The organism is Streptomyces sp. YS-3, assembly GCF_045257485.1.
GTDB lineage: Bacteria > Actinomycetota > Actinomycetes > Streptomycetales > Streptomycetaceae > Streptomyces.
This window is the reverse complement of the sequence record NZ_JBJHPC010000575.1, coordinates 1-4,524: the sequence shown is the minus strand read 5'-3', so window position 1 is coordinate 4,524 and position 4,524 is coordinate 1. Positions and strand designations below refer to the sequence as shown.

The window sequence follows — 4,524 nt, the reverse complement described above, 5'->3', positions numbered from 1 at the left end:
GGGTGTGCCGGCGTGGGTGCTGGCGGTGGGGGGCGGGGTGCTGGCCGGGCTGTCGGCGGCGCTGCTGCTGATCCGCCGCAGGGCAGGCCGCCGCCCGGTCACCCCACCACAACCGGTGGTGGTGCCGCCCCCGCTGGGGTGAGCCATTGCCTGCGGGCCCGCTGTGGCTAGGCGCGCAGTTCCCCGCGCCCCTGAGCACGCCCGCCGCAACCGGGAAACCCGGCTCAGCCACAGGCATTTAAGGGGCGCGGGGAACTGCGCGAGCAACCCACCACAACGGCCAGACTTCGTCCGGGGGGCCACCGGGGCGGGGCCCCGCCCCGGGAGCAGGCTCGGCCACGGACCCCTAGGGGCGCGGGGAACTGCGCGAGCAACCCTCCACGGCCCGCAGACGGAAAACCGGCCTCCTACAGCTCCAGCATCCGCTCCGTCAGCTCCCGGCACTCCCGCAACGCCAACCGCAACTCCTCCGTGTCGCTCTTCGCGGAGAGATCCGGCCGCCGCTCCTTCACGAGTTCCGCGATCCGCCCGGCCGTCTCGCCCAGTACGGCGTCGGCCTCCTCAACGGACTTGCGGGGCTCGTCGATGAACCCGGTCACCGCCCGGTGCAGCCGCAGCGCCCACTTGTCGCGCTCCTCCGTGGGGAGCAGGGCGAGCGGCGCGAGGTCGGCCGGCGGAGGCGGCGCGGGCTGCTCGCCCGGCACCATGGCCGTGGCCGTGGCCGAGCCGGACGCGCCCATACCCGGCTCCGGCACGCTCAGCGCGGGGTCCTGGGCCCGCCCGGCCGCACCGGCCCCCGGCACACCCGCACCGGAACCCGCACCGGACCCCGGCACCCCGGGATCGGACGCCCGTACCGCCGGAGCCACTTGCGGCGAATCCGGAACCGCCGCGGCCCCCGGGGTCCCCACCGGCTCGTCGTCGTGGTGCCGCATCACACCGCCCCCTTCGCATGGCGCCGCGGCAGAGCCGGGCGGCGCGTCGGCTGGGCCTGGCGCGGCCCGGCCGTCAGTAGCTCCTCGAACAGGCTGCGGGCCTCGATGACCGCCTCCCGTATCTCCTCGGTGTCACCCGTGCCGCGCGCCGCGCGGTGCACCCGGCGGTAGCCGTCGAGCTGCCCGGCGTGGTGCACGGACAGCGCCGCGATCTGCTCCTCGTACGCCTTCGCCGCCGGGAAGCCCCGCTCCTCGGCGAGACTGGCCACCAGCTGGTCGGCCGCCTCGGCCGCCCGCCGCGGCGAGTCGACGAACTGCTCCTGCACGCCCGCCCAGCGCGCGAGGTAGTGCTCGCGGACCTCGGGGGCCAGCGGGCGCACGGAGAGCGAGCCGTGCCGCTTCAGCCGCTCGGTGAGTTCACGTTCGGCGGCCCGGCGGTCCCCGTCGTGCAGGACGACCGCCCGGTCGTATTCGGGACCGAAGCGCTTGCGCAGTCCGCGCCCCCCGGTCGCCGACCCGCGCAGCGCGAACCGGACGACGACGGCGAGCACGGCGAGGGCGAGCACCGCGATCAGGACGACAATCACGATCGTGGACATGTGTGCCTTCCCGGTGAGTTGGGCCTTGTCCGCCGGGTTGCCTGGAATTCGGTGGCCAAACGGTGCCTGCGTCGGGTAGGCAGACGCCATGAGTTGGATCATGAACCGCGAGCCGTACGACTCCCCCGACGCGGCGCTGCTCCGCCGCGAGTACTACGACGAGGTGGCGAGCCGCTGGTACGGGCGCCCGGCCACCGCCGAAGAGATCGAGCAGGGCCTCACGGACGACGGCGCCGACCGGCTGCGGCCTCCGCTGGGCGACTTCGTGGTCGGCCGCCGCGACGGGGTGGCCGCCGCGTGCGGCGGGATCCTGCTCTGCGAGACCGCCCCGGTCATCGACGGAACGGCCCCCGCCACCGCCGAGCTGACCCGGGTCTACGTACGCCCGGGTCTGCGCGGCACCGGCGGCGGCGCGGCCCTGCTCACCGCGCTGGAGACGGCCGCGCGCCGGCTCGGCGCCCGCCGCGTGGCCCTGGACACCCGCCACGACCTGGTCGAGGCGCGGGCGCTGTACGCGCGCAACGGCTATCGCGAGATCGATCCCTACGCCCAACGCCCGTACGCGGAGCGGTGGTTCGCCAAGGAGTTGTGAGGACCGGAGCGGGGAGGCGGCCCGTTCACCGCATGTGGTCCCGGTGCGGCTGCGGCCCGCGCGGCAGCTCCCCGTCCGATCCGGACAGCTCGGCCGTCAGCTCCTCCACCAGCCCGACCAGGTCGGTCGGGCGGTCCGGGCCCCACCAGTCGCCGAGCAGCTCCGCCAGGGACTCCTCGCGGGCCCGGCCGAGCAGCAGGGCGGTCGCCCGTCCGCTCTCGGTGGCGACCAGTTCCCTGCCCTCGCGCCGGGCCAGACCGCGCTCCTCCAACTGCCGCCCGCCCTCCGTGATCACGGTGAGCGGCACGGGCGTGTGCTCGGCCAGGGCGGCGGGTTCGGCGGAGCCGTGCCGCTGGATGCGCAGCAGCAGCCAGCTCGCGGCGGGCAGCAGGTCGAGGCCCGCCTTGGCGGTGATCTTCTGGTAGATCGCGCGGCGGCCCTCCCGGGTGCCCAGCACCGACAGCGCCCGCGCGCACTCGTCGTACGACGAACGCTCGACGGGGTTGGACGCCACGGTCTGGCTGGCGTCGGGCGCGGTGACCGCGCCCCGCAGCTTGTCCTCGCGCAGGAACCAGGCGATGGCGAAGGCGAGCAGCGTCACCGGGACCGCGTAGAGGAAGACATCGGTGATCGACTGCGCGTACGCGTGCAGCACCGGCGGACGCAACCGCGGTGGCAGTTGGGCGATCGTGCGCGGGTCGGCGGCCAGCCGCGCGGGACCTGTGCCCGGCGGGAGCTCGCGGCCCGCCAGCGCGTCGGTGAGCTTGCCGTTCAGCCGGTTGGTGAAGATCGTGCCGAAGATCGCCACACCGAAGGAGGCCCCGATCGAGCGGAAGAAGGTCGCCCCGGAGGTGGCCACGCCCAGGTCCCGGTAGGCCACGGCGTTCTGGACGACCAGGACGAGCACCTGCATCACCAGGCCGAGCCCCGCGCCGAAGACGAAGAAGTACAGGCTCATCTCCCAGGTGGAGCTGGCCTCGGTGAGCCGGTGCAGCAGGAGCAGGCCGAAGGTGACGATGGCCGTGCCCGCGATCGGGAAGACCTTCCAGCGGCCGGTACGCGACACGATCTGGCCGGACACGGTCGACGTCAGCAGCAGCCCGAAGACCATCGGCAGCATGTGCACCCCGGACATGGTGGGGGTGACGCCCTGGACGATCTGGAGGAACGTCGGCAGATAGGTCATCGCGCCGAACATCGCGAAGCCGATGACGAAGCTGATGACGGCGACGAGCGTGAAGGTGCGGATACGGAACAGCTTCAGCGGAAGGACCGGTTCCGCGGCCTTCCGCTCGACGGCGACGAACGCGGCGAGCAGTACCGCGCCCAGCACCGCGAGCCCGATGATCTGTGCCGAGCCCCAGGCCCAGGTGGTGCCGCCGAGCGAGGCGACGAGGACCAGACAGGTGGCGACGGAGGCGATCAGGAGGGTGCCGAGGTAGTCGATGGTGTGCCGGGTGCCGTGCACGGGGATGTGCAGGACCGCCGCGATCACCAGCAGCGCCACGACGCCGACCGGCAGGTTGACGTAGAACACCCAGCGCCAGCTGAGGTGTTGGGTGAAGAGCCCGCCGAGCAGCGGACCGAGGACGCTGGTCGCCCCGAACACGGCGCCGAACAGGCCCTGGTACCGGCCGCGTTCGCGCGGCGGGACGAGGTCGCCGACGATCGCCATCGACAGGACCATCAGCCCGCCGCCGCCGAGGCCCTGGAGCGCCCGGAAGGCGATCAACTGCCCCATGTCCTGCGCGATTCCGCACAGCGCCGAGCCGATGAGGAAGATCACGATGGCGGCCTGGAACAGCTTCTTCCTGCCGTACTGGTCACCGAGTTTGCCCCACAGTGGGGTCGCGGCGGTGGAGGCGAGCATGTACGCGGTGACCACCCACGACAGGTGCTCCATCCCGCCGAGCTCGCTGACGATGGTGGGCAGGGCGGTGGAGACGATGGTCTGGTCGAGCGCGGCCAGCAGCATGCCGAGCAGCAGCGCGCCGATGGCGACGAGCACGGTCCGCCGTTCGTGCCCGGCGCCGGGCCCGTCCCCCGGGGAGAGTGCCGTGGGGGCCGTTTCCTGAGCCATGGGCACGCCCCTCTCTGTCGCCGTCCGTGCCCCGCCTCTCTCCATCCTGATAGCAATGTCCGAAAATGGCCTGCCGGGCAGCCCGGGGCCCCCTCCGACGCCCCGCCCGGGACCTGCATAATCGCAGGCAGTTCAAGGGGAGGGAACCCAAGATGACGGGACACGCATGTCCTGAATGTGGTGCATACCGCGAGCCCACGGGCAGACCGACCTGCCCGTGCCCGGCACCGACACCGACACCGCAGGAGGACTTCGACCCCCTGCTGATCAGGCCGTACGTAACCCTGAAAAACCTCGACCAGCCGCCCGCCCCCATCC

The 4,524-nt window shown here is 73.0% G+C and carries 4 protein-coding genes; 1 reads left to right on the top strand and 3 read right to left on the bottom strand.

Annotated features, from left to right (window positions below; translation table 11 throughout):
• Nucleotides 1-407: 407 nt before the first annotated feature.
• On the bottom strand, nt 408-803 hold the full coding sequence (locus tag ACJA3G_RS31025; RefSeq protein ID WP_406556363.1) for a hypothetical protein: 396 nt from the start codon (nt 801-803) through the stop codon (nt 408-410).
• Nucleotides 804-934: 131 nt separating this feature from the next.
• Nucleotides 935-1,534 (bottom strand): hypothetical protein, encoded by a 600-nt coding sequence (locus ACJA3G_RS31020; RefSeq protein ID WP_406556362.1) that lies wholly within the window; start codon nt 1,532-1,534, stop codon nt 935-937.
• Nucleotides 1,535-1,622: 88 nt separating this feature from the next.
• On the opposite strand from ACJA3G_RS31020, the gene ACJA3G_RS31015 reads away from it, so the two are divergent.
• Nucleotides 1,623-2,126 carry a GNAT family N-acetyltransferase gene (locus ACJA3G_RS31015; protein ID WP_406556361.1) on the top strand — a complete coding sequence of 168 codons (504 nt, stop codon included), beginning with the start codon at nt 1,623-1,625 and terminating at the stop codon, nt 2,124-2,126.
• 25 nt (nt 2,127-2,151) lie between these two features.
• Here ACJA3G_RS31015 and ACJA3G_RS31010 read toward each other — a convergent pair whose 3' ends face one another.
• The gene (locus ACJA3G_RS31010; protein ID WP_406556360.1) at nt 2,152-4,206 is read right to left on the bottom strand and encodes a DHA2 family efflux MFS transporter permease subunit; all 2,055 of its coding nucleotides are present in this window, start codon (nt 4,204-4,206) and stop codon (nt 2,152-2,154) included.
• Nucleotides 4,207-4,524: the final 318 nt, after the last annotated feature.